This is a genomic window from Pseudomonas sp. LBUM1641 (assembly GCF_059716235.1).
The window spans coordinates 3,377,614-3,401,582 of record NZ_CP166815.1 but is presented as its reverse complement, the minus strand read 5'-3'; the positions used below and the strand labels follow the sequence as shown (position 1 = coordinate 3,401,582).

The window sequence follows — 23,969 nt, the reverse complement described above, 5'->3', positions numbered from 1 at the left end:
ATGTATTTGGTATGTGGCGAAGCGCTGTTTGATTTTTTCAGCGAGGACGATGCCAGCGGCAAGGCGTCCAGGGTCAATTACAAGGCGATTGCCGGCGGCTCGCCGTTCAACGTCGCGGTAGGTTTGCGTCGATTGGGAATCGACGCGGGCTTTTTCGCCGGGATCTCCGACGACTACCTCGGCCGGCGCCTGTTGCAGGTGCTCAAGGTCGAAGGTGTGCGCGAGGATTTCCTGCTGGAATTCGCCGCGCCGACCACCCTGGCAATGGTCGCCGTGGGTGCCAATGGCTCACCGCAGTACAGCTTTCGTGGTGAAGGTTGCGCCGACCGCCAGTTGCAGCTTGAACACTTGCCGGAGTTGGGCGACGAGGTGCGTGGGATACACATTGGATCGTTCTCACTGGTAGTGCAACCGATTGCCGATACCTTGCTGGCCCTGGTCCGCCGGGAAAGCGGCAAGCGCCTGATCAGCCTCGACCCCAACGTACGCCTGAACCCGGAGCCGAACATCGAGCTATGGCGCGCCCGCGTGGCCGAGTTGGTCAAGCATGCCGACCTGATCAAGGTCAGCGACGAAGACCTGCACCTGCTCTACCCCGGCCAGGCTCCAGAAAGCATCCTGCAAGGCTGGTTGCAACACCGTTGCCAACTGGTATTCCTGACCCGTGGCGGCGATGGCGCGACGGTGTTCAGCCGTCAACACGGCACCTGGTCGGCACCGGCGATTAAGGTCGTCATGGCCGATACCGTCGGCGCTGGCGATACGTTCCAGGCGGCACTGATCACCTGGCTCACCGAGCAGCAACTGGACTCGGTCGAGGGCCTGCAACAGCTGTCCCGCGAACAGATCAGCAGCATGCTCACCTTCGCCATTCAAGCCGCGGCACTGACCTGCGGCAAGACCGGTCCGGACCTGCCCTATCGTCATCAGTTGGACTGACAAATACACGATAGAAATCAATATGCCACCATATAAGCCACGTATTACGTGGCTTATAGCCCTGCGGTTATCTGTCAGAAAATCCTGCATTGTGTCAAAAACTGTACTAAACCCAAAAAACATGTGCAGTTTTTATAACAAAAACAGGGCAGATAAATGCGCAATAAACGGACTTTTCATCCTCGCGCCGTTTTGGCTGTCGGCATCCTCTCACTGCATTACCTGGCCCCCCAACAAGCCTTGGCGGCTTGCGTACTCACCCCGGGCCCCGGCAACGACACTTTCACCTGCGACAGCGGCACCAGCGCCACCGGCCTGACCGACCTTGCCGGCAATAACACCCTGGCCCTGCCCGCCGGCGGCACCGGCACCATCAACGGCAATATCACCTTCGGCGCCGGCATCGACTTCGTCGATATGAATTCCGGACGCATCGTAGGAAGCATCACTCAGGGTGACGGTGCTGATCGTTTCCAGATCAGCTCGGGTACCGTGACCGGCGCCGTTTCCCAGGGCAACGGCATTGATGATTTCGTGATGAGCGGCGGGCAGATCCAGTCCCTGGCCCAGGGCGATGGCCGCGATACGTTCCTGATGACTGGCGGCACCATCGTCGGCGCCTTCGAAGATGGCGACGTGGCCAGGCAAACCGGCGGCACCATCGGCCGGGTCGACATGAAGCTCGACAACAACATCTATGACATGTCCGGTGGGTCGATTCTCGGCAACCTGGTGACCGCTTTCGGGACCGATACGATCATCGTCTCCGGCGGCAACATCGGCGGCAATATCAGCACCAGTGGTGGCAACGACAGCATTACCGTGAGTGGCGGGGTCATCAATGGCGAGATCCGCGCCAGTGTCGGCAATGACACACTCAACTGGCTCAATGGCGGCCAGATCAAATCCGCGGTGCTGATGGGCGATGGCGACGATACCGCACTGCTCAGCGGCCTCAACGAAACCCTGCTTGGCACCACGCCTTCGATTGACGGCGGTCTGGGTAACGACCAACTGACCTTCGACAACGCCACCTCCAGCACCGCTGCACGCTACATCGGGTGGGAGACGGTCAACCTCAACAACAACTCGCGCTTCGACCTGGCCGGCGACTTTTTCCTCGGCGACAGTGCCAGCAATACCGGCACCTTCAACATCGATGGCAGCAGTACCCTCGGCGTGACTCAAGGCAGCATCCGCCCTTACACCGCGGGCGCCCTGGCCACCCTGAACAACGCGGGCACCCTCGACATGACCACCCGCAGCAACAGCGCCACGGATACGTTGACCGTGTATGGCAACTACGTCGGCAACAATGGCCAACTGTGGTTGCAATCGGTACTCGGTGACGACAGTTCCGCCAGTGACAAACTGGTGGTTTCAGATGGGTCCATCAGCGGCAATACCCAACTGGCCGTGACCAACCTCGGCGGCGCCGGGGGCTTTACGCAGAACAACGGGATCGAGGTGGTGCAAGCGCTCAACGGCGCCACCAGCAGCACCGACGCCTTTGCCCTGAAAGGGTCGGTATCCGCCGGGGCCTATGAATATCTTCTGTTCAAAGGTGGTGTAACCGCTGGCACGGAAAATAACTGGTACCTGCGCTCGTCGGTGGTCGCTGTGCAGCCGCCGGTGGTGCCGCCAACGCCGCCCACACCACCGGTGATTGTGCCGGTGCCGCCCATCCCCCCGGTGCCGCCCGTGGTAGCGCCGGATGAACCGCCGGTGGAACCGCCGACCTCGCAACCCGTCGCGCCGGTGGAGCCCCCTGCTCCTGCGCCCAGCCAGGTAGCGGCGGCAACCTCACCGGAGTCGGCCGCGAGCAACCAGGTGTTGCCTACCGCCATCGCCGGGGCCGAGCCAATTCCGTTGTATCGCCTGGAGGTGCCGGTGTACTCGGTGGTCGTACCGGCCGCGCAACTGATGACGCTGCAAGCCCTGGGTACCTTCCATGACCGCCAGGGCGAGCAAAGCCTGCTCAGCGAAACCGGGCCGGTACCGGCGGGCTGGGGCCGTGCCTATGGCAGTGACTTCAACAAGAGCTGGTCGGGCACGGTGTCGCCGAGTTTCGACGGTTCCATCAAGGGCTATCAAGTCGGCCACGACCTCTACGCCTCCGAGACCAGCGGCGGGCAGATTCAGCGTTTCGGCCTGTTCATCGGCCAAAGCCGCCTGCAAGGTGACATCAAGGGCTTTTCAATGGGCTTCCAGGACAACCGCTCCGGGCGCGTCAAGCTGGACGGTGATAACTTCGGCGCCTACTGGACCCTCACCGACCCCAAGGGCTGGTACGTGGACCTGGTGGCCATGGGCACGCGTCTCGACGGTGACAGCAAATCCGACCGTGACGTGAAGATCGACAACAAGGGCCACGCCCTGGCCCTGTCGGCAGAAGCCGGTTACCCGATTACTGTTTCCGAACATTGGGTGGTGGAACCCCAGGTCCAGGTGATCAACCAGCAGATTGGCATGGACAGCCAGCACGACGGTATTTCCAAGGTCTCATTCGACTCCCAGGATTACTGGACCGGCCGCCTCGGTGCACGCTTGAAGGGCCGCTACCTGGTGCAGAACACGCCAATCGAGCCGTATGTGCGGGCCAACGCCTGGCGCACGTTCGGTGGCAGTGACACGGTGACCTACGATGACGTGGACCGGATTAAAACCGATCACAAGTCATCCACCGCCGACCTCGGCGTGGGCGTTGTGGCCAAGCTGTCGTCCACCGTCAGCGTGTACCTGGCGGCGGACTACAACACTCAACTGGATAGCAACACCCTGGAAGGATTCAGCGGCAACGCGGGGGTACGCGTGAGCTGGTAGGCTCACGCCTCCCTGGGGCAGGTGACCCCTCGCGCGACGATGGCGCCGATTACCGCGCCCACGATCGGCGCCACCCAGAACAGCCACAGTTGCATCACGTACTCACCCCCGGCAAACAATGCCGGCCCCGTGCTGCGGGCCGGGTTGACCGAGGTATTGGTGACGGGCATGGTCACCAGGTGAATGAGGGTCAGCGCCAGGCCGATCGCGATGGGCGCAAATCCCGCTGCCGAACCAGGACCGGTGACGCGCATGATGATGAACACAAAAAAGAACGTCGCTACGGCTTCCACCACCACTGCCGCCAGCAGGTTGTATTGCCCCGGGCTCAACTGACCATAGCCATTGGCTGCGAATGCACCTATCTCGAAATCCGGACGGCCGCTGGCGATCAGCGCCAATACGGCGGCAGCGACCATCGCACCGGCCACCTGGGCAATAATGTAGGGGACTACATCGATACCCGCCATCCGGCGGCCGACCCACAGGCCGATGGTCACCGCGGGGTTGAAGTGCGCACCGGAAATACCGCCCACGGCGTAGGCCATGGTCAGCACCGTCAAACCAGCGGCCAGGGCCACACCGGCAAAGCCAATACCCAACTCTGGAAAGGCCGCCGCCAGTATCGCGCTGCCGCAGCCGCCGAAGGTCAGCCAGAACGTTCCGAGAAACTCTGCTGCGATTTTCTTTTGCAAACCCGACTCCGCCTTTTACACACGCCATCCGATTGATGGACCCGCGAGCGACGGTAGCAAGCGCGTTGTCCTGGCCCGTATCGGAGTTTTCCGGATTGTGTGCATGACGTTACGACTACGCTGAAGATGAAGCTTTTGTCAGTAAAGCCTCACTTAATCGATGGTTAATCCCCCGGGACGAGAGTCGAATCGACCGCACTCGCACGGCTCCGGCCGATGCCCAGGGCGGCCGCGGCTCATCACCTCGAGAGCCTGCGAACGGCTTGCGGAGAAACACCATGAAACTGCGTACGTTAATGCTCGGTAGCGCATTTGCCCTGACGGCTGTAACGGGGATGGCGCAGGCTGATAGCGCCCCTGTCATCACGCCTTATCACTACGGCGAGAAGATGGATGTGCAGAAGGTGCTTGCCATGCACGAAACCGATACCAATGAATGCAAAGTGATCAAGGCCGATATCAAGTTCGTGGACAGCGCCGGCAAAATCCAGGACGTGGGTTATCACAAACTGTCAGAAGCCTGTGATTTCCAGAATTGATCCAATGCGCACAGTGATCACGGAAACGGCATTGGGCCTGGTGTTTATCCAGGCCCGCACATCTTCACTGACTGAAGCTCAGCCGTCCGTTAATAGAAGGGACGCGCACCGGCTCTCTTGAGGGCCGGCGCATGGGTGTGGGTGTGCTTGAGGTCTTCGCGCAACTCGGTAATCAAGTTGCAGATCGCCCGACTGCTGTCGAGCTTGTTCGCGCAAATGCCGGTGACCACCAGGTCGACCCGGTCATGGTCGATCTCGTGATAAACCTTCACCGTCAGCGAGGCGTCTGGCGCCTTGGTGACTTCACAGCGCTTGGGCAGGAAACTTCCTTCAATAATGCCGCGTAATTCCAGATCCGAAAGCATGGCCGACCTCTCCTTTTATGAGATTGCCAATCGATTGTTATCAATCTTCGTACTGCTGGCGAACGCGGTGACACGCTCGCCGTTTGCGCCTTACCAGCCTTGGCAGACGGCTTCACTGACCCAGCGTACTAGGCTCGTTTGAAACGCGTTGGATCCTTTCCTCATAAGCAAGAGCGTTACTTATATAAGTTACGTGGCAGACCGCCATTAACTCACCCGTTCGAGGTGTTTGCCGCCGTGTTTGTTGCTCATTCAGAGTTGTAACAGGATCTTATAAAGCATTAAACATGCCGTCAGGCCCACTGCGGAGCGCCCCAGACAAACTGCAGCTTTCGGACAAAAAACCGCCTACCGGTTCATGCGTCTTGCAATGCACCTGCCCTGGCATCATGCAAAATGAAAGACCGCTCGTTATAAGTGCACCTAAAGAACCTTTTTCTACTTTGATAACTGCCATCCAAATGGGTGAATGTAACTAAATTAAACATTCGTTAGATTAAACGTTTAACCTGCCTGAGCTGCCACGCGTTCAGCAACATGCCGCAAACTATCGAAGTTAATATTGGCCCCCGAGTTGATCGCTACCCATGTTTGCCCCTGGATGCCGGTCTTTGCGACATGCTTGCGGATACCGGCAACAGCCAAGGCACCTGAAGGCTCAGTGATTGAGCGCGTATCATCGTAGATCAGCTTAATGGCACTGCACAGTTCGTCATTGCTGACGGTGATCACTTCATCCACGTGGTGCCGACAGATTTCAAAACCATAGGCGCCGATCTGGGCCACGGCGGTGCCATCGGCAAAGCTGGCGACGCTCGGCAGCACCACCCTGCTCCCTGCGCGCAGTGCTGCCAGCAGGCAACTGGAGCCTTCGGGCTCGACGCCGATGATGCGCACTTCTGGGCGCAGGTATTTGACGTAGGCGGCGATACCCGCGATCAGGCCGCCGCCGCCCACCGGGACGAAGATCGCGTCCAGCGGCCCTTGCTGTTGGCGCAGCACTTCCATACCCACGGTGCCCTGCCCGGCAATCACATCCGGGTCGTCGAACGGCGAGACAAACGTGCTGCCGGTGGCCTCGGCCAACTGCAACGCATGGGCCAGGACAAACGGAAAGCTGGCCCCATGCAACACCGCCTCGCCGCCTCGGGAGCGCACGCCCAACACCTTCAGCTCCGGGGTGCTGCACGGCATGACGATCGTCGCCTTGATCCCCAACTCCCGCGCCGCCAATGCCACGCCTTGGGCATGGTTGCCCGCCGACGCCGTGATCACACCCCGGGCCCTTTGTGCCTCCGTGAGCTGCACCAGCTTGTTGTAGGCGCCACGAATCTTGAAGGAAAAGGTCGGTTGCAGGTCTTCACGCTTGAGCAGGATCTGATTACCCAGCAACGCCGAAAGCGCTGGCGCCACCTGCAACGGCGTGCGCACCGCCAGGTCGTAGACCGGGGCGGCCAGGATCTTTTTCACGTAGTGCTCAAGCAATCCGGAATCTTGAGTCTGGCTCGCCGCCGGGTGGGTACTCATGGGTGTCTCCTGGGAATTTACAGAGCCCTGGAGACGGAAAAACAAAACCCGCCTCTAGGGCGGGTTTGGGTACAGCCGAGCGCTATCCCGCCAGATGAGGAATGGCGGTAATAATGCTTGGCTGGCGAAGATAGGTTTGAAATGTCATGAATCAAAATTAACCGGCGGTGCCGGGCAAGTCAATGGCGCAACGCCAGGCTTTACGCGGAGCATACGAAACGTATACGCTTTGTATATCCACCCTGCACAGTGAAACTCATGGGCATCGTCAAGATCACCGACCAATTGCACGAACAACTCCGTCTGGCCAGCGCCACCATGGACCGTTCCATCAACGCCCAGGCCGAGTTCTGGATCAAGATCGGCCTGCTCGCCGAGCTCAATCCGCACCTGGCCTATAACGACCTGATCAACAAACTGTTGCTGGACAAACCCGACCTGATCCGGGGGCGCGCGCAATGATCAAGACTGCGGAACAACTCGCCGTGATGCGCGAAGCCGGCCGCCTGCTGGCCCAGGTGTTTACCATGCTCGACGGCTTTGTCGCCGCCGGCCAGTCGACTCTGGAGATCGACAGCGCCGTAGAAGCCTACATCCGCCACGACCTGCAATCGCGGCCTGCGAGCCTGGGTCAGTACGACTACCCCTTCTGCATCAACACCTCGATCAACGAGGTGGTGTGCCATGGCATGCCGAGCGCCAAGGCGGTGCTCAAGGATGGCGACATCGTCAACATCGACATCACCCTGGAAAAAGGCGGTTTCATTGCCGACTCCAGCAAGATGTACATGATCGGCAACGTCGCCCCCAAGGCCCGGCGCCTGGTGGAAATGACCTTTGAAGCGATGTGGGCCGGGATTCGCCAGGTCAAGCCCGGCGCACGCCTGGGGGATATCGGCTACGCCATCCAGAGCCATGCCCAGAGCAACGGCTACAGCGTGGTGCGTGAATATTGCGGGCATGGTATTGGCCGCGAGATGCACGAAGAGCCACAGATCCTGCACTTCGGCCGCCCCGGCACCGGTCTGGAACTGCGTGAAGGCATGGTGTTTACCATTGAACCGATGCTTAACCAGGGCAGCGCCAAGGTGCGCAGCTTGAAAGACGGCTGGACGGTGGTGACGCGGGATAACAGCCTGTCGGCGCAGTGGGAACATACCGTGGCGGTGACGCGGGATGGGTTTGAGGTGTTGACGTTGCAGCCGGACGTCTGAATGGCGCAAATCCCCTGTGGGAGCGGGCTTGCTCGCGAAAGCGGTGGATCAGTCGCTGTAGATGGCGACTGTCACACCGCTTTCGCGAGCAAGCCCGCTCCCACATTTAGACCTAAGTGATACTCAGGATTTCAGTCAAACCGCCTTATCACCGCTCCCCGCAATCCGCTTCAACCCCAACACCATCAACCCCGCCCCCAGCCCCATCGCGGCCAAAAACAACGGATACGAAATCCACCACGGCGTCCCCGCCGTCATCATGCTGAATTCCGACATCCCGCCCACACTCGCAATCAGGTTCAGCGGCAAGAACACCACGTTGATCAACGTCAGCTTGCGCAGCAGGTTGTTCATGCTGTTGTTCATCAGGTTGCCCCGGGCATCGATCAGCCCGGAGAACACGTTGGAGTAAATCTCCGCCTGCTTGTAGCACTGGTTGTTCTCGATGATCAGGTCATCGATCAAGCCCAGGGTCTCAGCGCTGAAATGTTCTTTTTCCCCATGGTTACGCAGGCGCGCCAGCACCGCGCCGTTGCTGTGCAGGGCGTTGATGTAATAGATCAGGCTTTCGCTGAGGTTGAACATCTGCATCAGGTGGCGGTTGCTCATCGATGCGTTGAACTGCTGCTGCAACTCCCGAGCGACCATCTTGATCACCTTGAGGTGGCCCAGGTAGTGGTGGATGTTGTTGAGCAGAAGGTCCAGCAATACATCCAGTGGCGTGCGTAACGGCCGGCGTGAGCCCAACCCGGAGAGTTGGCTGTCGTCGGTGGCGATCACCAAGAGTTGGTCCCCGGAAAACAGCAGGCCGCAGGATGACACTTCAAACACCAGGTTGCCGCCGCCGGAATAGTTCTCCGGGCGCTTCCAGATCAGGAACAGGTTATCGGGGTGGAACTCGATGCGGGACACTTCGTCCGGGTCGAGCGCCGAGGCCAGGGCGTGCTCATCAAGCTTGTAGCAGTCGCGCAGGTACTTGCGCTCGTGGGGGTCCGGATTGCTGAACAGCAAGACATCCCCGCCGTCCCCAAGGCTGTTGTACAACTTGCCATCGGTTAATTCAAAGCGCTGGATCATCGCGCGTCACCACACCTGGCCTTGACGCTTCAACTCCAGGCGTCGTACGAACTCTTCCAGTACCAGGGAATACAAGTCGTCTTGCAGGTAGGCATCTTCGATACCGGCGTCCATGTTGGGGTTATCGTTAACCTCGATCACCACCACCTTGTCGCCGGATTGCTTGAGGTCGACGCCGTACAGGCCGTCGCCGATCAGGTTGGCGGTTTTTACCGCCAGTTCCACCACGGCCTTGGGTGCTTCGTGAACCGCCAGGGTGCGGCACTCGCCGTTGATGTCCTGGCCGATAGCCTTGTGGTTGTAGATCTGCCAATGGCCCTTGGACATGAAGTACTGGCAGGCAAAAATCGGTTTGCGGTTGAGGACGCCGATGCGCCAGTCGTACTCGGTGTAGAAAAATTCCTGGGCCAGCAGCAACACTGAATGCTCGAACAGTTCGGCGGTGGCGGTCAGCAGCGCTTGCTGGCTTTCGACCTTGATCACGCCACGGGAGAAACACCCGTCGGGGATCTTCAGCACCAGCGGAAAGCCGAGGCGCTCGCCCACCCGTTCAAAGTCTTCGGGTCGTTCCTTGTAGAGAATTTCGGTGGCGGGCATGCCCAACTGGTGGCTTTTCAGCAGGTCGGTGAGGTAGACCTTGTTGGTGCAGCGCAGGATCGACGCAGGGTCATCCATCACCACCAGCCCTTCACTCTCGGCCTTTTTGGCGAAGCGGTAGGTGTGGTTGTCGACGCTGGTGGTCTCGCGGATCAGCAAGGCGTCGTATTCGGCCAAGCGGGCGTAGTCCTTGCGTTCGATCAGTTCCACATCGATGCCCAGGCCCTTGCCGACGCGTACAAAGTTCTCGAGAGCGCGGGCATTGGACGGCGGCAATTGTTCCTGCGGGTCATGCAGGATCGCCAGGTCGTAGCGGGCCAAACGTCGGGAGCGCGGTTGGCGCCAGATCTTGCGGCTGAAGTTGTCCAGCGCGTTGGCAAACTGATCTTCCTGGTCATCGCGCAACTTGTGCAATACGCCAGACTTGATGCCTTCGATGTGCCAGCCGTTATTCTTGCGAAACTCAACTAACAGGATTGGACAAGGGAACGCTTCAAACAACTGCCGGGCCAAATCCTGCAAGGGTTCAATATTGGTTCGGCCAAAGTAAAGTGTCAGGGTGAAGCCTTCGGTGTTGCTGTAGAGATGGTGACTCAAGGCTTTGTCGAGGGTTTTATCCAGGTCATCCAGGGCCAGGCCATACAGGGATTTCTTGGTCAGTTCACTGATGGTGCGCACCGACGGAATCACCTTGTGGCCCCGCGCCTCGGCCAGCAGCGAGCAGTAGTAACCGTGCCCCAGGTACTTGTAGCTGCGGCACAGGTTGATCACCTGGACCCGCTTGCCCGTCTCGCTTTCCCGGGTTTGCTCAAGGTATTCCTGGGCGGTGACGATGTCTTCGCTGGGAAAGTACGACGCCCAGTCTTCCTTGCGCTCGACAATGATCACGACTTGACTTGCACTCTTGGGAGGGCTGGAAAAATAACCGTTGGAAGTTATTGTCGCCGCCACTGTTTGCTCGGATACTTCACGCCAATGACCTTGTACCGCTGACATATTGATTGATCCGCTTTAGAGAACTAGACCTTTTCTATTAAGCACGATCTTTTAGAGAAGTCCCGTTTCGTTACGCAACTTTTACGGCGGTCACATGGCTCTTTCCTTTCGCGTTGCAACACCCGATGACGTGCCTGCATTGGTGGCATTGGAACAGCACTGTTTCACCACGGACCGGCTCTCCACCCGCAGCTTCCAGTGGATGGTCAGCCGCGCCCACGGGCAACTGCTGGTGGCAGAAAAAGATGACGATTTGCTGGGCTACGCCCTGGTGCTGTTCCACCGGGGCACCTCCTTGGCGCGCCTGTATTCCATCGCCATCGCCGAGTCCTCCCGGGGCCTGGGGCTGGGCAAGCAACTGCTGACGCGCATCGAAGCCTGCGCCGTAGAACATGACTGCGCCTACCTGCGCCTGGAAGTGCGCACCGACAACCCCGGCGCCATCGCCCTGTACGAGCGCAACGGCTACCGGCGCTTTGCCCTGATCAACGACTACTACGAAGACCACGCCCCGGCACTGCGCCTGGAGAAACGCATCCTCCAGCACCAGGACGCGCGGGCCTTGAGCGTGCCCTATTACCAACAGACCACCGACTTCACCTGTGGCGCCGCCAGCCTGCTGATGGCCATGGGCGCCCTGGAACCTGCGCGTGTGGCCCAGCGCCGCGAAGAACTGCAGATCTGGCGCGAAGCAACCACCGTGTTCATGACCGCCGGCCATGGCGGTTGCAGCCCCCAAGGCCTGGCACTCGCCGCCTGGCGCCGCGGGTTTCGGGTGCGCATGCAGGTCAACGTCAGCGGGCCGTTATTTCTCGACGGAGTGCGTGATGCGCATAAAAAAGACGTCATGCGCTTGGTGCATGACGCCTTCGAGGAAGAGTTGGCCTTGAGCGACGTTGAGCAAGTACTCGGCGGCCCGCTGGATCTACCCCAGGTACTGCGCGACGGTGGGCAGCCGCTGGTGTTGATCAGCAGCTACCGGCTGACCCGCTCCAAATCGCCCCATTGGGTGATCGTCACCGACTGCGACGAAGACTTCGTCTACCTGCACGACCCGGACGTGGACCACAGCCAGCACCGCCAACCCATGGACTGCCAGCACCTGCCGGTCAGCCACGGGGAGTTCGAGCGAATGTGCCGGTTCGGCAATAACAAATTGCGTGCGGCGGTGGTGGTGTTCAGGCGACTTGCTTGATCCCGGCCTTGGCTTCCAGCTCGCGCACCAGCGGCAACACGCGCTGGCCGAAGTACTCGACTTCTTCCTGGAAATGCAGGAAGCCCGCCAGCACCAGGTCCACGCCGACCGCTTTCAAGGCGACGATGCGCTCGGCGATCTGTTGCGGGGTGCCGATCAGGTTGGTCTTGAAGCCGTCGTTGTATTGCACCAGATCCTCAAAGGTCGACTTGGCCCAGTTGCCCTCGCCTTCCGGCGATGCCTTGCCCGCCTGCTTCGCCGCGTCGCCAAACGCATTGACGGCTTCCGGGTCGGCCTGCTCGATGATTTGCGCGAGCACGGCGCGGGCTTCTTCCTCGGTGTCGCGTGCGATCACAAACGCGTTGACCCCGACTTTCACCGAATGGTGGTTGGCAGCGGCCTTGGCACGAATATCGTCCACCTGGGCCTTGATGCCTTCCGGGGTGTTGCCGTTGGTGAAGTACCAGTCCGATACCCGCGCGGCCATGTCCCGCGCCGCTCGTGAACTGCCGCCCTGGAAGATTTCCGGATGCGGTTCGCCCAGTGGCTTGGGCTTGAGGCTGTAATTGTCGAAGCGGTAGAAATCACCGCGGAAGGTGAAGTTGTCCTGGGTCCAGATGCCTTTCAAGGCGCGAATGAATTCCTCGGAGCGGCGATAACGCTCGTCGTGCTCCAGCCAGTGTTCGCCGATGGCCTGGAACTCACCCTTGAACCAGCCGCTGACGATATTCAGGGCGACGCGGCCGTTGGTGAGTTGGTCGATGGTTGCCAGTTGCTTGGCCGCCAGCGCAGGTTGCCAAGGGCCGGGCAGGATTGCCGCGATTACCTTGAGCTTGGTGGTGGCCGCCAGCAACGCGTGGCTGAACGCGACGGACTCATGCTGGTATTCAGCGCCATAACCGGCGGTGAAGCGAATCTGCGTCAGGGCGTATTCGAAGCCGGCTTCTTCGGCCAATTGCGCCAGCTTGCGGTTGTAGTCGATGCCCCAGTGGGTGCGCTGTTCGATCTTGCTGACCACCAGCCCCCCACTGACGTTGGGCACCCAGTAGGCAAATTTAACGGCTTGCTGACTCATCGGACTGTACCTCGCGGATTGGCATGTACAGCGTAAGGAGCAGCAACTGTGCCAGTCACCGTGAGAGGCCCGGACCAAGGGGCCTGGCGCGCTCAAATGGGCGGAAAACGACCTGCGGAAAGGTGTCATGGATTGCAGTGGTTTGTCGTTTTGCTGTTGCCGCAGCAACAGTTGAATCCGCCCCGCGCCCGTAAACACGGCCGTTGGCACCCGGCATGGACCGTGCAATAGCTCCACTGTCCAACTGCCCAGGAACCGTCCCCATGACCGAACACCACGTGATCAATCCACTGTCCACCGGCGTCGATTATCACGCCCTGGCCGAACGCTTCCGGCCGATTTTCCAGCGCATCGCCGAGGGTGCCGTAGAACGCGAACACACCCGCGCCCTGCCCTACGAGCCGATCCAATGGCTCAAGCAAGCCGGCTTTGGCGCCGTGCGCGTTCCGGTGGAATACGGCGGTGGCGGCGCTTCCCTGCCCCAGCTGTTTGAACTGCTGATCGAGCTCGCCGAAGCCGACTCCAACGTGCCCCAGGCTCTGCGTGGGCATTTCGCGTTTGCCGAAGACCGCCTGAACGCCGCACCTGGCGCAGCGCGGGACATCTGGTTCAAACGCTTTGTCGACGGTGACATCGTCGGCTGCGCCTGGACCGAAATCGGCAGCGTGGCCATCGGCGACGTGGTCACCCAAGTCAGCCCCGACGGCGATAAATGGAAACTCAACGGTGAGAAGTTCTACAGCACCGGCAGCCTGTTTTCCGACTGGATCGACGTCTACGCCCAACGCAGCGACACCGGCGGCGACGTGATTGCCGCCACCCGCACCCGCCAGCCCGGCGTGGTGCAAAGCGATGACTGGGACGGCTTTGGCCAACGCACCACCGGCAGCGGTACCTCGCGTTTTACCGATGCGGTGGTGGAGGCGGAAAACGTCATCGACTTTGCTACCCGCTTTAAATACCAGACTGCGTTCTACCAGTTGGTACTGCTCGCCACCCTGGCCGGTATCGGCCGCGCGGCCCTCAAGGATGTGGCGCATCAGGTGCGCAGCCGCAAGCGGATCTACAGCCACGGCAATGCAGCCCATGTGAGCCAGGATTCCCAGATACAGCAGGTGGTGGGCGAAGTCGCAGCACTGGTGTATGCCGCCGAAGCCAGCGCGCTGAAGGCCGCGGTTCCGGCGCAGCGGGCTTATGTGGCGCGGTTTGGTGGGGACGATGCCGTCGAGCGCGAAGCTAACGTGACGGCCGAGATTGAGTCAGCCACGGCGCAGGTGGTGGTCTCGGAACTGATCCAGCGCGCCACCACTGAACTGTTCAACGCGCTGGGGGCTTCGGATGTGCGCCAGGGCAAAGCCCTCGATCGGCATTGGCGCAACGCACGGACGGTGTCGTCCCACAACCCGGTGATCTACAAGGCGCGGATTGTCGGCGACTGGGTGATCAATGGCACCGAGCCGCCGTTTGTATGGCAGATCGGCAATGGGCCGGCGCGTTAAAGCGCCAGCTTGAATCCAATCATCACCAGCATGAACGCCAGGCAAGGCCGCAATATCCCGTCCGGGACCTTGCCGGCCATGTGGCTGCCGACATAAATCCCCGGCAGCGAGCCCAGCAACAGGAAGCCCAGCAAGGTCCAGTCCATGTTGCCCATGCTCGCGTGGCCAAGGCCGGCGACCAGGGTCAGTGGCACGGCATGGGCGATTTCGGTGCCCACCAGGCGCTTGGTGGCCAGGAACGGGTACAGGATAAACAGCGCCACGGTGCCCAGGGCGCCGGCGCCGATGGAGGTCAGGGCAACCATGGTGCCGAGGATCGCGCCGGTAACGACGGTCAGCGCATTGAGGTTGCGCGGCGCCATCTTGTAGTCGTCGCCGGCATGCCGCTGGGCGAAGGCCAACAGCTTGTTCTTGAACAGGATCGCCGTGGCCGTCAGCAGCAACACCACGCCCAGGGATTGCTTGATCACCGCGTTCAAGGCGGCGGGATCGGTGTCCAGGCTCTTGAGGAACCACAAGGTCAGCAACACTGCAGGCACGCTGCCCAGGGTCAACCAGCCGGTGATGGTCCAGTCGATGTTGCGATTCTTGCTGTGAACCAGCACCCCACCCGACTTGGTGATGGCGGCATACAACAGGTCGGTACCCACGGCGGTGGCCGGGTTGATGCCGAACCAGAGCAGGATCGGCGTCATCAACGAGCCGCCGCCGACACCGGTCATCCCCACGATAAATCCAACAATCAGGCCAGCAATCGAGAAACCAAAATTACCTACATCCATTACCACTACCTGCGGCCTTATAAAATTCTGGCCGCAGCATAGCGATTTTTCTTATAACCACTTATATCAAAACGTTCTGACTTTATGCCTTTCTTGCCAATCGCTGACTGCGGTAGGCCTGGGTCTGATACGGGAAGGCGACTGTCTCACGACCGCGCAACGCCGGATGCGTGTTGATCAGCGCCTGCAACTGCTCGGTCACCTGTGCTTTTTCCGCCGGCGGCAGCGCAGCGATAAAGCTCACGGAAAGGAAGCGATCCATGATCACTTCCTGGGGGCTGCCCACGTGGCTGTAGGGGAAGCAGGTCATTTCGGGCGCGGAAAAATACTCACCCGTGAACGCCTCGCGCCAACGCCCGGTGTGAAAACGCGGGGTGTCACCCTCGTAGGGCGTGATGATCTCGGTGATCGCTGCAACCCAGTCCACCGACTCATCCCGCACATTCCAGATCAACCCAAGGCGGCCGTCCGGCTTGAGCACCCGGTGAATTTCCGCCAGGGCCGCTTCCGTGGAGAACCAGTGGAATGCCTGGGCGCACACCAGCGCATCGGCGGTGGCCGCTTCAAGGGGGATGGCTTCGGCGGTGCCCGACAGCAGGCGCACATCCGGCAGCAGTTTCTTCAACTGCGCGCCCATCGCCTCCACCGGCTCGACCGCAATCAACGTTGGCGCCACGGTGCTGAGCAAGCGGGTGAACTTGCCAGTGCCGGCCCCCAGGTCGATGACCGTGGACTGGGGATTGATTTGCAGGGCATCGGTCAGCCAACCCGTGAGTTGCCGTGGATAGTCAGGCCGGCCTTGGGCGTACGTGACGGCCTGAGTAGAGAATCCCTGTTGAGCAGACTTGTGAACACCGGTCATTGCCAATCTCTCCTCTGGTAGTGCGGGGGGCCACAGTGTGCGCCCTTGGCGATTTATTTTCTAATCGCTGCATCCGTTTTCGCGTGTCGTGGGTAGTACAGGTAGCAGCGCCTTGCTGCCCCTACGGAGAGACACTGATGAACGCCAAAGCCCTGTTCTGCGTGACCTGCCTGTTCGCCGCAGCACCGACCGCCTTTGCCCAGACCGGTTTACCCGACAGCATCAAAGTGCCGGACGGTCACAAGGTGGCAATGGAAACCACCGGGGTCGGCGAAATCACTTACGAGTGCCGCGACAAGGCCAACGCTGCCGGCCAGACCGAATGGTTTTTCGTCGGGCCCAAGGCCGTGCTCAATGACCGCAATGGCCAGCAGGTCGGCAGCTACTTCGGCCCACCGGCCACCTGGCAGGCCAAGGACGGTTCGAAAGTCACCGGCACCCAGTTGGCGGTGGCGCCGTCCAGCCCCGGCAACCTGCCCTATCAATTGGTCAAGGCCAACCCCGCCGAAGGCAAGGGCGCGATGAGTGGCGTCGCCTACATTCAACGGGTCGCCCTCAAGGGTGGCGTGGCACCGAGCACCGAATGCACCGCGGCCAACAAGGGCAAGCAGGAAGTGGTGAAGTACCAGGCTGACTACATCTTCTGGGCGGCCAATTAACCAAACTCGTCTACGCTGCTGCGAAAGCGCCCCGAGCTCACCGCCGGGGCCTCCACCTGGAAGCCCTGTCTTTGCCTGAAGCCGATTTTGACTATGAAGCCTGCCTGCTGGCCTGCGGCCGTGGCGAACAACCGGCCTTGCGCCGATTGTACCAACAGGAAAGCAGCCGGCTGCTGGGGGTCGCCTTGCGCATCGTGCGCGACAAGGCGGTGGCCGAAGACATCGTGCATGACGCCTTTATCAAGATCTGGAAGGGCGCCGCCAGCTTTGACCCGCACAAAGGCTCGGCCCGCGGCTGGGTGTACAGCGTGACCCGGCACCTGGCATTGAATGCCGTGCGCAGCAATGGACGCGAAGTGCCCCTCAGCGAAGAGCATGAAAGCGCAGAGCACACCGACACCTTCGACTATCAGGCGCGCTCGGGGCGCATCTACAGTTGCCTCGAACAACTCGACCCGGCCCGCCGCAACTGCATCCTGCATGCGTATGTAGACGGTTATTCCCACAGCGAAATCGCGCACAAACTCGGCACCCCATTGGGCACCGTGAAAGCGTGGATCAAACGCAGCCTCGCGGCATTGCGTGAGTGCATGGCATGAACAGCATCGATGAACTGGCCAGCGAATATGTGCTCGGCACCTTGCCCGCCGAGCAGCGTGCCGAGGTGGAACAACGCCTGGCAACCGACACCGCGTTGCGCGCAGCGGTGGACGCCTGGGAGCAGCGCCTGTTGTCATTGACCGAGCAGGCCGCGCCCGCAACGCCGTCGGTGTATTTATGGCGACGCATCGAACGCAGCCTTGGGCATTCAGCCACTCACGATTCGCCCGTCTCGTGGTGGAACCGGCTGGCCCTGTGGCGCGGGCTGGCCGGTGCCGGTATCGCGGCAAGCCTGGTATTGGCGACGCTGCTACTGACCCGTACGGCAGCCATCAACCCGACCGCTTATCTGGTGGTGCTGGTAGCCCCGCAAAACCAGGCGCCGGGCTGGGTGATCCAGGCGAGCAATACTCAGGAAATCCAGCTGATCCCACTGGGCGTCATGGAAGTGCCGGCGGACAAGACCTTGCAGTTCTGGACCAAGGGCGAAGACTGGCAAGGCCCCGTGTCGCTGGGCTTGGTCAAGCCCGGGCAGACGTTGTCGGTGCCGCTTGACAAACTCCCGCCACTGGCGCCGAACCAGCTGTTTGAGCTGACCCTGGAAAATCCGGGCGGATCGAAAACCGGCAAGCCGACAGGTCCGATTCAGGCAATTGGCCGGGCCGTTAAAGTAATCTGAACGTAATGCAATGTTGTGGAAGGCCAGTTTGTGCACTGGCATTACATCTCGGGGCTATGGCGTCACCGTTGCGCTATAGAATCGGGCTCGAAAACCCGGCTCCCTGGACCCTTCATGCCCTCAAAAATCCGTTCGCTGCTGATTCTTGCCCTTGTCGTCATCTTTACCGGCATCGGCGCCGGCCTGGGCGGCATGCTCCTCGCCTTGCTGCTGCACGGCATCCAGCACCTGGCCTACGGCTACAGCCTCGACAGCCTGATCAGCCATGAAACCTTTTTGCTCGGCGTCACCGCCGCCGCGCCCGAACGCCGGGTGTTGGTGCTGATCACCTGCGGCCTGGTGGCCGGCGTGGGTTGGTGGTTGATCTACCGTTATGGCCGCCCCTTGGTGAGCATCAAGCAAGCGGTCTCGGCCGACGCGCCGATCATGCCGCCCAAGACCACCCTCGCCCACGCCGTGCTGCAAATCATCACCGTGGCCCTCGGCTCGCCCTTGGGCCGTGAAGTGGCGCCACGGGAAGTCGGCGCACTGGCCGCCACTTGGTTATCACAACGGGCGCGCCTGGCACCGGACATGCATCGGTTGATTGTTGCCTGCGGCGCGGGTGCCGGGCTGGCGGCGGTATACAACGTGCCGCTGGGGGGCGCGGTGTTTGTGCTCGAAGTGTTGGTGGGCGTGTTCAGCTGGCCGGCGGCGGTGATTGCGTTGGCCACCTCGGCCATCGGCGCGTCAGTGGCCTGGATCGGCCTTGGGGCTGAGGCGCAATACGTGGTGCCGCACTTTGTGCTCAGCCCGGCTCTGATCGCTTGGGCATTGATCTGCGGCCCGGTGTTTGGCCTCGCCGCCTACGGGTTCACCCGCCTGACCGGCGCAGCCCGCAGCAACGCCGCCCGTGGCTGGCGGCTGCCGGTGCTGTCGTTGATCAACTTCACCCTCATCGGTGGCCTGGCGATTTTCCTCCCGCAAATCCTCGGCAACGGCAAGGGCCCGGCGCAGTTGGGCTTCGACAACGAGCTGACCATCGCCCTGGCCGCCCTGCTGCTGGTGGTCAAGGTGCTGATCACCGCCAGCAGCCTGCGCGCCGGTGCCGAAGGCGGCCTGCTGACGCCGGCGCTGGCCAACGGCGCGTTGCTCGCGATCATCCTCGGTGGCGCCTGGAACCTGCTGTGGCCCGGCGTGCCGCTGGGGGCGTTCGCGATCATCGGTGCGGCGGCGTTCCTGGCATCGAGCATGAGCATGCCGTTGACGGCGATTGTGCTGGTGGCGGAATTCACCCGCATCGACCATGACTTCCTGGTGCCGATCATCCTCGCGGTGGCGGGTTCGATGTGCATGAGCAAGCTGTGCGTGTTGTGGGAAAAGCGCTGAAGAACTGGATTAAAACCCCGACACGCGCCATCCTCCGCGCTTTAAGCCGCCCCATCAGCGGCGTTCTACGCACAAAGGATATGCCCATGCACGACCAACCCCTCACCCCCGCCGATTTCGAGTTCATCGACGAAACCCTGCTCAAGTACGGCGACGACCATTCGGTGCTGAACCTGGCCGAACTTGACGGCTACTTCACCGCACTGGTTTCAAGCCCTGCCCAAGTGGACGTTGCCGAATGGTTCCCGGGGATCTTTGGTGGGCAGAACCCGGATTGGGAAAGCCCGGAAGAAGCCGGGCAGTTCCTTGAACTGTGCGTGCGGCATATGAACGCCATCGCCACGCAACTGGCGACCGATGCCCAAGGCTTTAAAGCGCGTTTCGAAGAAACCGAGCATCAGGACCAGCCACTGACCCTGGCGGAAGAATGGTGCTTTGGCTATATCCGTGGCGCCGCCATTGGCAACTGGCCAGAGCTGCCCGCCGAACAGGCCGGGCAACTGGAGAAGATTTCCTGGTGCGCCGAGCAGGACAACTTCGAACTGCCGGCAGACCTGGATGTTGATGCCCATCAGCAACGAGTAGCAGCGATCGAACCTGCGGCCCGTGCGCTGCATGACTACTGGTTGGCCCAGCGCTGATTGATCTTGTGTTGAACGCAACACCTGTGGCGAGGGAGCTTGCTCCCGCTGGGTGCGAAGCGCCCCTGATTTTTAGGGCTGCTCCGCAGCCCAGCGGGAGCAAGCTCCCTCGCCACGTTATGTTTTGCCTCCAGGTTCAGTTGCCGCTAGTTGAAATCGACGTCAAACGCCTGATAGAACGCATTGCCGGTATTGGCTACGATCCACATCAACACCAGCACATGCCGGCCCTTCTTGCCCTTGGGCAATGTCACCTGATGTTCAACCTTGGCCTTCAGTTCGGCCGAGTGCTGGTAATACGGCACCTGGGTATAGAAGTCCTCGAAGAACGGTTTGGGCTCCAGTTGAGCACGGCTGATGCGCTGTTTGGGGTCCCAGCCGTCCTTGGTGATCAACCAGCGATAACCACGGGTCACGTGCGCGGCGGTGTAAGCCCACTGCACCTTGAACACCTGGCCGGCTTCAACATTCAGTAACGGCCAGTTAAACGGGGTGTTGAGCTTTTTACCCATTTCTTCGTCGGTGAAGTTGACGCAGTCGCGGGCATCGGTCTTGCCGCCGCTGAGGATGTGCCCGTCAGCGGGTGGCGTGACACTTTGATCGTCGGTTTCGTAAGGCGCCGGAAACGGGCCTGCGTTGAGGGCCGGGAAGTTCTTGCCGCCTTCCATTTCGTTGACTTGCCAGCCTTCCAGCAGCCCGCGTTCTACCGCTACCGCGCCACGGCTGGCGGGGGTCACGACGCGACCATGCTTGAGTTGAGTCTGGGGTTTGTTCATTTCAGTCACTCCTTGATTGAAGACCTCCCGTCATGGGAAGCGCCTTGAACTTAGCCCACCCCGCGGGGTTGTCTACCCGACGGTTCTGTCAGACAAATCGCGTCATGTCCTTGTTTTGCGTAGCTTTCGCACCGGTCTTGCACCAGAGTTGTCGTCGGTCCTACCCTGCGACAGGCGATCGGACTACAGCGGCCGTCCATGAACGCCTGGCCTCAGGTGTTCAGGATCATCTCAAATCCGCCATAGATCATCCGCTGCCCATCAAACGGCATCGGATTGACGTCTGCCTTCAGGCGCGGGTCTTCCATCACCTTGCTCATCCCGGCGTCACGCACCTGCCGCGACGGCCAGACGATCCAGGAAAACACCACGGTTTCATCCTCCTTGAGCTTGACCGCCATGGGAAACGAGGTCACCTGCCCCTGGGGCACGTCATCGCCCCAGCATTCAACGATATTCAGCGCGCCATGCTCCTTGAACACCACGGCGGCGGCCTTGGCGTGCTGGATGAATTGTTCGCGTTTTGCGGTGGGCACCGCGATGACACAGCCATCTACGTAAGACATGATCACTCTCCTGATTCGGCGGGTTGTTGTGCTTGTAGTCGATCCATCAGGCGCTCAATCGACATCAAGGAGGGAAATGTCGACCAATGGTGGTTTCACGAGTGCGAGCGTATGGCGACTTGAATGGCCGCATGGCGCCATAACCCGCGACTCTCAACGATCCACGCTCGACAACGGTAGCGTGTTTGGCCGATTATTCGTGTCCGCCAAACGCCACCCGCCTTGAAGCAGGAGCCTTGTACCTTGAGTTCGCAGAAAACCGTGACCGTTACACCGCCCAACTTTCCACTGAACGGCAAGGTAGCGCCCCCCGGCTCCAAATCCATTACCAACCGTGCCTTGCTGCTGGCGGCCCTGGCCAAGGGCACCAGCCGCTTGAGCGGCGCGCTGAAAAGCGATGACACCCGCCACATGTCGGTGGCCCTGCGGCAGATGGGCGTGGTGATCGATGAGCCGGACGACACCACGTTCGTCGTCACCAGCGTTGGCACGCTGCAATTGCCGGCACAACCGCTGTTCCTTGGCAACGCCGGTACCGCGATGCGCTTTCTCACTGCCGCCGTGGCCACCGTACAAGGCACCGTGGTGCTGGACGGCGACGCCTACATGCAAAAACGCCCGATCGGCCCGCTGCTGGCGACCCTCGGCCAGAATGGCATCCAGGTCGACAGCCCTACCGGTTGCCCACCCGTGACCGTCCATGGCACTGGCCGCGTGCAAGCCAAGCGTTTCGAGATCGACGGCGGCCTGTCGAGCCAGTACGTGTCGGCGCTGTTGATGCTGGCGGCGTGCGGCGAAGCGCCGATTGAAGTGGCACTGACCGGCAAGGACATCGGCGCCCGTGGCTACGTCGACCTGACCCTGGACTGCATGCGCGCCTTCGGTGCCCAGGTGGACATCGTTGATGAAAGCACCTGGCGCGTGGCCCCGACCGGCTACACCGCCCACGATTACCTGATCGAGCCTGACGCTTCCGCCGCCACCTACTTGTGGGCTGCCGAAGTGTTGACCGGTGGCCGCATCGACCTCGGTGTCGCCCCGCAGGATTTCACCCAGCCCGATGCCAAGGCCCAGGCAGTGATCGCGCAGTTCCCGCAGATGCAGCCGGTGGTCATTGGCTCGCAGATGCAGGACGCAATCCCGACCCTCGCCGTACTGGCCGCGTTCAACAACACGCCGGTACGTTTCACGGAACTGGCCAACCTGCGGGTCAAGGAATGTGATCGGGTGCAGGCACTGCATGACGGTCTGAATGAAATCCGTCCGGGCCTGGCGACCATTGAAGGTGATGACTTGCTGGTGGCCAGCGATCCAGCACTGGCAGGCACCACGTGCAACGCGCTGATCGACACCCACGCCGACCACCGCATCGCGATGTGCTTTGCCTTGGCGGGCCTGAAGGTTTCAGGCATCAGGATTCAAGACCCGGATTGCGTCGGCAAGACCTATCCTGAGTACTGGAAAGAGCTGGAAAGCCTTGGGGTCCATCTGACCTATTAAGCCGCCGGCGCCGGGAACGGGATGGAGACTGCATGACGATTCGCCAACCCTGCCCACCCGGCGTCTGCGACTGCAATCGTGAGCAACTGCTCGACCTTCCCGGCGCCGATGCGCGCATCCTGCACCTGACGCGCCAGGAAGAAAAACGCCTGCTCGAACGCCTCGAAAACCTGCAAAGCCTGCCCGACCTGGAACGCATGCAACAGCTGATGTACCTGCAACTGGGCATTCGCGTGCATGTCGCGCCGGGTCATACAGAGGTGAAAACAATGCGCGGGATTCAGATCGTTATCGATGACTTGCCGGGGTTGTGTCGCAAGACCCGGCAGTCGATCCCGGCAGCGATTCGCAAGGGCATGGAGAAGCGGCCGGAGATTGCGTATCGGTTGCTGGATGCTCATGACTTGTTTCGCGAGGGTTGAGGGCCGCGTTCCATTTGCGGCGATTTTCTCGCTTGAGCCTGCGGGCCTGTTGGTATGCGAGGCGAGCCTGGGCCATCTCCTGAGTACGCGGGGGCCGAAAGCCGGCTTTGTAGCGCTCGCGTTCGTGACGAAGTAGAACGAGTTCTGCGCGCATTTGGCGGTGGCGGTGGGTATTGAGCAGGTAGAGGCTTAGCAGCGGGAACAACAGCCCCGTTGTGTAGATAAAAGGATGGGGCTGATAGCTGTAGGTGAACAGCACAATGAAAAAGCTCATCACACAACTGCCTGCCAGTATCCAGACGCCCCAGGCGCGACCTCGGAGGATAAGAAAGTTGCCCGCTGACAAGATAATGGAAGCGATGCCCACATCCAGCCCCGTGTAACTACGATAAGCAGGCACGCCTCGCATGTAGGTACTACCCATCGACGACCCCGCTACCGCAAGAGCGAAAAGCGCAAACATAAAAGCACAGACGAAAACCGGAAAATAGTGAGCCATAAAAGCTCTAGGGGAATTTCTCAGTTCCATTATTCAAACTCTTCATATAGGCCGATGGCCAGTGTCCGGATATT

At 60.8% G+C, this 23,969-nt stretch carries 24 protein-coding genes; 14 read left to right on the top strand and 10 right to left on the bottom strand.

All coding sequences use genetic code 11. From position 1 onward, the window contains the following. Positions 1 to 939 carry a carbohydrate kinase family protein gene (locus ACA046_RS15590; protein WP_497676970.1) on the top strand — a complete coding sequence of 313 codons (939 nt, stop codon included), beginning with the start codon at positions 1 to 3 and terminating at the stop codon, positions 937 to 939. Positions 940 to 1,095: 156 nt separating this feature from the next. Continuing rightward, positions 1,096 to 3,762, top strand: coding sequence for an autotransporter family protein (locus tag ACA046_RS15585; RefSeq protein WP_497676969.1), 2,667 nt, complete (start codon positions 1,096 to 1,098; stop codon positions 3,760 to 3,762). A 2-nt stretch (positions 3,763 to 3,764) separates the two neighbouring features. On the opposite strand, the gene aqpZ is transcribed toward ACA046_RS15585, so the two are convergent. After that, on the bottom strand, positions 3,765 to 4,457 hold the full coding sequence (aqpZ, locus tag ACA046_RS15580; RefSeq protein WP_459021162.1) for an aquaporin Z: 693 nt from the start codon (positions 4,455 to 4,457) through the stop codon (positions 3,765 to 3,767). Positions 4,458 to 4,735: 278 nt separating this feature from the next. Here aqpZ and ACA046_RS15575 point away from each other — a divergent pair, with 278 nt between their 5' ends. After that, positions 4,736 to 4,996: a DUF2790 domain-containing protein gene (locus ACA046_RS15575; protein ID WP_076013619.1), complete on the top strand. Its 261-nt coding sequence runs from the start codon at positions 4,736 to 4,738 to the stop codon at positions 4,994 to 4,996. Between the two features lie 89 nt (positions 4,997 to 5,085). Here the strand turns inward: ACA046_RS15575 and ACA046_RS15570 are convergent, their stop codons facing one another. Together ACA046_RS15570 and ilvA are read right to left on the bottom strand one after the other, a co-directional pair. Beyond that, positions 5,086 to 5,361, bottom strand: coding sequence for a DUF1652 domain-containing protein (locus ACA046_RS15570; RefSeq protein ID WP_063029815.1), 276 nt, complete (start codon positions 5,359 to 5,361; stop codon positions 5,086 to 5,088). A 504-nt stretch (positions 5,362 to 5,865) separates the two neighbouring features. Beyond that, a complete protein-coding gene (gene ilvA / locus ACA046_RS15565; protein WP_497676968.1) occupies positions 5,866 to 6,888 on the bottom strand; it encodes a threonine ammonia-lyase, biosynthetic in 1,023 nt (340 codons plus the stop codon). 258 nt (positions 6,889 to 7,146) lie between these two features. Between ilvA and ACA046_RS15560 the strand changes: the two genes are divergently transcribed. Both ACA046_RS15560 and map read left to right on the top strand, forming a co-directional pair. Continuing rightward, positions 7,147 to 7,350 carry a ParD-like family protein gene (locus tag ACA046_RS15560; protein WP_017475587.1) on the top strand — a complete coding sequence of 68 codons (204 nt, stop codon included), beginning with the start codon at positions 7,147 to 7,149 and terminating at the stop codon, positions 7,348 to 7,350. Then, entirely contained in the window at positions 7,347 to 8,102 is a 756-nt protein-coding gene (gene map / locus ACA046_RS15555) for a type I methionyl aminopeptidase (RefSeq protein ID WP_497676967.1), read from the top strand. The genes ACA046_RS15560 and map overlap by 4 nt, the downstream gene beginning before the upstream one ends. Before the next feature lie 135 nt (positions 8,103 to 8,237). On the opposite strand, the gene ACA046_RS15550 is transcribed toward map, so the two are convergent. Both ACA046_RS15550 and ACA046_RS15545 read right to left on the bottom strand, forming a co-directional pair. Next, positions 8,238 to 9,179 carry a magnesium transporter CorA family protein gene (locus ACA046_RS15550; RefSeq protein ID WP_459021168.1) on the bottom strand — a complete coding sequence of 314 codons (942 nt, stop codon included), beginning with the start codon at positions 9,177 to 9,179 and terminating at the stop codon, positions 8,238 to 8,240. Positions 9,180 to 9,185: 6 nt separating this feature from the next. Then, the gene (locus ACA046_RS15545; RefSeq protein ID WP_076013623.1) at positions 9,186 to 10,772 is read right to left on the bottom strand and encodes a RimK family ATP-grasp domain-containing protein; all 1,587 of its coding nucleotides are present in this window, start codon (positions 10,770 to 10,772) and stop codon (positions 9,186 to 9,188) included. Between the two features lie 94 nt (positions 10,773 to 10,866). On the opposite strand from ACA046_RS15545, the gene ACA046_RS15540 reads away from it, so the two are divergent. Continuing rightward, on the top strand, positions 10,867 to 11,967 hold the full coding sequence (locus tag ACA046_RS15540) for a peptidase C39 family protein (protein ID WP_459021171.1): 1,101 nt from the start codon (positions 10,867 to 10,869) through the stop codon (positions 11,965 to 11,967). On the opposite strand, the gene sfnG is transcribed toward ACA046_RS15540, so the two are convergent. Next, on the bottom strand, positions 11,951 to 13,042 hold the full coding sequence (sfnG, locus tag ACA046_RS15535) for a dimethylsulfone monooxygenase SfnG (RefSeq protein ID WP_497676966.1): 1,092 nt from the start codon (positions 13,040 to 13,042) through the stop codon (positions 11,951 to 11,953). The genes ACA046_RS15540 and sfnG overlap by 17 nt on opposite strands. Before the next feature lie 263 nt (positions 13,043 to 13,305). Between sfnG and ACA046_RS15530 the strand changes: the two genes are divergently transcribed. Then, complete coding sequence (locus tag ACA046_RS15530; RefSeq protein ID WP_497676965.1) at positions 13,306 to 14,541, top strand: acyl-CoA dehydrogenase family protein; 1,236 nt, start codon at positions 13,306 to 13,308, stop codon at positions 14,539 to 14,541. Here the strand turns inward: ACA046_RS15530 and ACA046_RS15525 are convergent. Both ACA046_RS15525 and ACA046_RS15520 read right to left on the bottom strand, forming a co-directional pair. Further along, positions 14,538 to 15,323 (bottom strand): sulfite exporter TauE/SafE family protein, encoded by a 786-nt coding sequence (locus ACA046_RS15525; protein ID WP_497676964.1) that lies wholly within the window; start codon positions 15,321 to 15,323, stop codon positions 14,538 to 14,540. The two genes, ACA046_RS15530 and ACA046_RS15525, sit on opposite strands and share 4 nt — an antisense overlap. A gap of 82 nt (positions 15,324 to 15,405) precedes the next feature. Next, on the bottom strand, positions 15,406 to 16,185 hold the full coding sequence (locus tag ACA046_RS15520; protein ID WP_497676963.1) for a class I SAM-dependent methyltransferase: 780 nt from the start codon (positions 16,183 to 16,185) through the stop codon (positions 15,406 to 15,408). 137 nt (positions 16,186 to 16,322) lie between these two features. On the opposite strand from ACA046_RS15520, the gene ACA046_RS15515 reads away from it, so the two are divergent. From ACA046_RS15515 to ACA046_RS15495, 5 genes are all read left to right on the top strand, one after another. Beyond that, entirely contained in the window at positions 16,323 to 16,844 is a 522-nt protein-coding gene (locus ACA046_RS15515; RefSeq protein WP_497676962.1) for a DUF3455 domain-containing protein, read from the top strand. A 71-nt stretch (positions 16,845 to 16,915) separates the two neighbouring features. After that, positions 16,916 to 17,443 (top strand): sigma-70 family RNA polymerase sigma factor, encoded by a 528-nt coding sequence (locus tag ACA046_RS15510; RefSeq protein ID WP_497676961.1) that lies wholly within the window; start codon positions 16,916 to 16,918, stop codon positions 17,441 to 17,443. After that, a complete protein-coding gene (locus ACA046_RS15505; RefSeq protein ID WP_459021181.1) occupies positions 17,440 to 18,123 on the top strand; it encodes an anti-sigma factor in 684 nt (227 codons plus the stop codon). Before ACA046_RS15510 ends, ACA046_RS15505 begins: the two co-directional genes overlap by 4 nt. A gap of 114 nt (positions 18,124 to 18,237) precedes the next feature. Next, complete coding sequence (locus tag ACA046_RS15500) at positions 18,238 to 19,491, top strand: chloride channel protein (protein WP_459021183.1); 1,254 nt, start codon at positions 18,238 to 18,240, stop codon at positions 19,489 to 19,491. An 86-nt stretch (positions 19,492 to 19,577) separates the two neighbouring features. Then, on the top strand, positions 19,578 to 20,132 hold the full coding sequence (locus tag ACA046_RS15495; protein ID WP_459021185.1) for a UPF0149 family protein: 555 nt from the start codon (positions 19,578 to 19,580) through the stop codon (positions 20,130 to 20,132). Between the two features lie 146 nt (positions 20,133 to 20,278). Here ACA046_RS15495 and ACA046_RS15490 read toward each other — a convergent pair whose 3' ends face one another. After that, on the bottom strand, positions 20,279 to 20,908 hold the full coding sequence (locus tag ACA046_RS15490; protein WP_459021187.1) for a lytic polysaccharide monooxygenase auxiliary activity family 9 protein: 630 nt from the start codon (positions 20,906 to 20,908) through the stop codon (positions 20,279 to 20,281). A gap of 212 nt (positions 20,909 to 21,120) precedes the next feature. After that, on the bottom strand, positions 21,121 to 21,474 hold the full coding sequence (locus tag ACA046_RS15485; protein WP_497676960.1) for a DUF1428 domain-containing protein: 354 nt from the start codon (positions 21,472 to 21,474) through the stop codon (positions 21,121 to 21,123). 243 nt (positions 21,475 to 21,717) lie between these two features. Here ACA046_RS15485 and aroA point away from each other — a divergent pair, with 243 nt between their 5' ends. Then, positions 21,718 to 22,974: a 3-phosphoshikimate 1-carboxyvinyltransferase gene (gene aroA, locus ACA046_RS15480; protein ID WP_497676959.1), complete on the top strand. Its 1,257-nt coding sequence runs from the start codon at positions 21,718 to 21,720 to the stop codon at positions 22,972 to 22,974. A 32-nt stretch (positions 22,975 to 23,006) separates the two neighbouring features. Beyond that, the gene (locus ACA046_RS15475; RefSeq protein WP_318302605.1) at positions 23,007 to 23,396 is read left to right on the top strand and encodes a hypothetical protein; all 390 of its coding nucleotides are present in this window, start codon (positions 23,007 to 23,009) and stop codon (positions 23,394 to 23,396) included. Positions 23,397 to 23,969: the final 573 nt, after the last annotated feature.